Annotated in this window: 1 protein-coding gene and 2 pseudogenes; all 3 read right to left on the bottom strand. The window is 64.5% G+C overall.

Translation table 11 applies throughout. The features are described from left to right. Positions 1-293: ATP-binding cassette domain-containing protein (locus SI859A1_RS00115; protein ID WP_009207867.1), on the bottom strand; the 293-nt coding region annotated here is incomplete at its 3' end. A 2-nt stretch (positions 294-295) separates the two neighbouring features. Continuing rightward, positions 296-898: pseudogene (gene ugpE, locus SI859A1_RS00120) on the bottom strand (sn-glycerol-3-phosphate ABC transporter permease UgpE); the annotation flags it as partial. 163 nt (positions 899-1061) lie between these two features. After that, positions 1062-1430, bottom strand: a pseudogene (locus tag SI859A1_RS21940) (endonuclease/exonuclease/phosphatase family protein); the annotation flags it as partial. Positions 1431-1435: the final 5 nt, after the last annotated feature.

The following is a 1435-nucleotide window of genomic DNA, read 5'->3' on the forward strand; positions in this document are numbered from 1 at the left end:
TCGAGGTTCTGGCGTACGCTCATATGCGGATAGAGCGCGTAGTTCTGGAACACCATGGCGATGTCGCGCTGGGCCGGCTCCAGATCGTTGACCACCCGGTCGCCGATGGTGATCGTGCCGGAGGAGATCGCCTCCAGCCCGGCCACCATGCGCAAGAGCGTCGACTTTCCGCAGCCGGACGGGCCGACGAGGACGACGAACTCGCCATCGGGAATGTCCAGCGAGACGCCCTTCACAGCCTCCACATTGCCGGCATAGACCTTGCGCACGTCCCTCAGTTCGATGCCTGCCAAGTTTACTTCTCCGCTTCGACGAGGCCGCGCACGAACCAGCGCTGCATCAGGACGACGACCAGGACGGGGGGCGCGATCGCCAGGATCGCCGTCACCATGACCAGATGCCAGGGCGTATCGGCGTCGGCGAAGGACACCATCTTCTTCAGGGCGATGACGATCGTGTTCATCTGGTTGTCGTTGGTGACGAGCAGCGGCCACAGATACTGCGTCCAGCCATAGATGAAGAGGATCACGAACAGGGCCGCGATATTGGTCTTGGAGAGCGGCAGCAGGATATCGCGGAAGAAGCGCATCGGGCCGGCCGCGTCGACCCGCGCCGCCTCCACCAGTTCGGACGGGATGGTCATGAAGAACTGCCGGAACAGGAGCGTCGCGGTCGCCGAAGCGATCAGCGGCAGGATCAGTCCGGCATAGGTGTCGATCATGCCGAGATCGACCATCACCTTGTAGGTCGGCAGGATGCGCACCTCGACCGGCAGCATCAGCGTAATGAAGATCAGCCAGAAGAAGGTCATGCGCAGCGGGAAGCGGAAGAACACGATCGCGAAGGCCGACAGGATCGAGATGACGATCTTGCCGACGGCGATGCCGAGCGCCATCACCGAGGCTGGTGATGATCCGGTCGAAGGAGACGAAGGGCATTTGCGAGTGGAAGCTGAGACCCGGCGCGATGACGTGATGGTCCTCGGCGAAATGGGCCAGGCACCCGCCCTCGGTGTTCCACTGGTTGAGATCGCCCATCATCACCGTCGGCAGCGGCTCTTCCAGGCTGGCCAGCTGGTCCAGCACAGCGCGGGCCTGCCGCTTGCGCCACAGCCCGACAAGGCCGAGATGCATGCCGACGACCCGGATCTTGAGATCGCCGATCTGCAGATCGGCCAGCGCCGCGCCGCGCGGCTCCAGCGCCGGCAGCACCAGCCGCTTGCGGCGCAGCAATTCCACGTCCTTGCGCACCAGGATCGTGTTGCCGTGCCAGCCCAGGCTCCCTGGCCGCACGCCGAAGCGGATCGGCCGGAAATGCGTCATCTCCGCGATCAGGCCGGGCGACAGCGACGACAGCCGGTCGCCCAGCCGGCGGTCGACCTCCTGCAGCGCGACGATGTCGGCATCGAGTTCGGTGAGGACGTCGAGAATCTGTT

It is taken from the genome of Aurantimonas manganoxydans SI85-9A1 (assembly GCF_000153465.1).
Taxonomy (GTDB): domain Bacteria; phylum Pseudomonadota; class Alphaproteobacteria; order Rhizobiales; family Rhizobiaceae; genus Aurantimonas; species Aurantimonas manganoxydans.